The following is a 2,416-nucleotide window of genomic DNA, read 5'->3' on the forward strand; positions in this document are numbered from 1 at the left end:
CGTCTGGACCAAGAAAAAGGTCCGCCAACGTCGCTTCAAAGGCCGCCGTATCACTCAGCTCTGATTCCGGGTACTAGCAAGGAGCCTGCTCCGCGATTACCCCATGTCCCGACCGCCCTTCTCGCAGCTGCCGCGCGCAGGGGCGGTCAAGGCTGGCCGCAGTTTGCGGCCACCGCAAGGCTCGGCCTTGACCGGCCCGAGCACGGCGGCATCCTCGATCGGATCGGGCCTGGAAAGAAGCAATGACTCACCGGCCCCGTGTCCCAGGGGGATGGGAACTAGCCCGAACGGCGATTGTTATTGTCTTGCACGGGTGACCTCGTGGCGAAGAGCGGCGCGTCGGCTGTAAGCGTCGCCGGGCAGCCCTATCTGTGTCCTGCCGGGTTGAGGCGCCCGCGCGCCTTTTCTTTTTTCTTTTGGCGGGCGCGGGCGCCAAGCTTCGACAAAGTGCTCATACCTTCTCTGCGCTTGCTCGGCGACGTGCATCTCCTGATCGCGGAGTTGTTTGATATTGTAGGCGTAGGCAGGGCCGCGCGTGTTGCCTTTTTTCTGCGCTCGGCCAGCCTGTAACTCCATGCCGCGCATCTTGTGAGCGACAAGACTGGGCCGGGCCCAGAGGTAATCCTCTTCGTTCGTCAGCAGATGCCAGCACAGAACGGTCAGCTTGCGCGCTACGGCGACGGCGGCCACCTGATGGCCCCGTCTGGCGCGGATGCGCACGAAGAAAGCGTGGAGCGGTCCGGGTGTCTTGGCGGCAGCCCAGGCGGCTTCTACCAGCATGGCCCGGGCGTGGCTACGTCCGACCTTGCTGATCCGGCCGTGATGAGCGGCACCGAGGCCCGACTGGTGCACACGCGGATTGAGCCCGAAGTAGCTGACCAGTTTCTGCGGGCTCTTGAAACGCGTGATATCGCCAATTGCCGCCATCAACCCGGCCGCCACCGCCAGATTGACGCCGGTGATCGTCAGCAGCCGCCTGACCGAGCCGTCGTCCAGGCTGTTTGTGGCGATCTCCCGATCGAGGATCGTGAGATCTTCGGCGAGCCGATCGAGCTCGCGCACATGCCGCTCAATAGCATCCCGTTCGTCGTCAGGTACTGGCTGGTGCGCCAGCCAATCGCGGCCGCGGCCGTTGAATAAATCGGCGTGCGGACATTTTGGGATCAGGTGCGCGTGAAGGATTGCGTGCACTTCGTTCTTGATCCGGGTCCGATGCCGCACGACCTGGTAACGCCGGGCGATCAGCCGGCGCAGCCGTTCTGTGGCCGCGTCCGGCGTCCAGATTTCCGGCAGATAGCCGGCCGCGTACAAGCTGGCCAGCGTGCCCGCGTCGACCTTGTCGGTCTTCACATGGGCATGCGCGATTGCCTTCACCTGCAATGGGTTGGCGATGACCACCCGCTTCACGAACGGCGACAGCACCCGTGACACCGCCATGCAGTTGCCGGTCGCTTCGATCACCACATCGTCTATCGGTTGAAGGCGTTTGCCAAAGCCTTCCAGTGCCGTGCGGGTCATATCGACGCGACCGGCCGGTCGAAGTCTGCCATCTTCCCAGAAAACCACCTCGCCGAAAGTTCGGTGGATATCCATTCCGATTATGCGTCGCATTTACACCTCCTGTCATATGACGGGAACGGTGGGCGACACGACAACTACGGATCCGCGCTCACGGCGCAACCGGGCTAGTCGTAGAGGCGGCCAGCTACTAACTCGAGCTCGCAGCTCATCGTACGCATCGGCCTGCCCACACCTTCGTGCTCCCGGTGCCTCTGTCCCGGATGGTCGCACCATACGCCACGATCTTGAAAACCGCAGCCGAACATCAGCACCGAAAATCTTATACCGGTTACCAACCCCATTGAAAGCATCTTCGCCACCGTGCGCCACCGCACGATCCGATCGAAGGGCTGTCTGTCCAACAGGACTGCGCTCGCGATGGTCTTCAAACTGATCGAGGGCGCCCAAAAAGGCTGGCGCCGTCTCGACGGTCATAACCAGTTGCCAAAACTCGTTCTCGGTGTGACATTCAACAACGGGATCGAGGTCATCGCAAAGCCGACCGACCGTCAGCCCACAACCGCCGCCGCCTGACCGGCCCCGGCCGTCACCAAAATTTGGCGATAGCTCCTGTCTGATCGCCGACCGCGATGGTGTCTATGATCCGGGCACTCCTAACGGACGTTTGCTTCTCGGGCTGAAAGGTTCGATCTCCGAGCTTGAGCTACATACGGTCCGCAGCCGGCTGACCGCCGGCCTGCTGGCTAAAGCCGAACGCGGCGAACTTGCGGTTATGCTGCCAATCGGACTGATGCGGGACCCGAGCGGCGTGGTCGTGGCGACGTTGATGGAGACGCACTACGTCGCGTTCTCGATGCTTTGGTACGCCGATGATCCCGGTTCCGACGGGCGCACG

The 2,416-nt window shown here is 62.5% G+C and carries 1 protein-coding gene and 2 pseudogenes; 2 read left to right on the forward strand and 1 reads right to left on the reverse strand.

Features of this window, described 5'->3' with window-relative positions:
* Positions 1–405 precede the first annotated feature (405 nt).
* Positions 406–1,593: pseudogene (locus AC0L3A_RS40455) on the reverse strand (IS110 family RNA-guided transposase); the annotation flags it as partial.
* 258 nt (positions 1,594–1,851) lie between these two features.
* Here AC0L3A_RS40455 and AC0L3A_RS40460 point away from each other — a divergent pair.
* Together AC0L3A_RS40460 and AC0L3A_RS40465 are read left to right on the forward strand one after the other, a co-directional pair.
* Positions 1,852–2,094, forward strand: a pseudogene (locus AC0L3A_RS40460) (IS256 family transposase); the annotation flags it as partial.
* Between the two features lie 43 nt (positions 2,095–2,137).
* Positions 2,138–2,416, forward strand: a 279-nt coding sequence (locus AC0L3A_RS40465) for a recombinase family protein (protein WP_473256553.1), incomplete at its 3' end; no start/stop codon positions are given.

Source organism: Bradyrhizobium sp. MI1.3, from assembly GCF_055811695.1.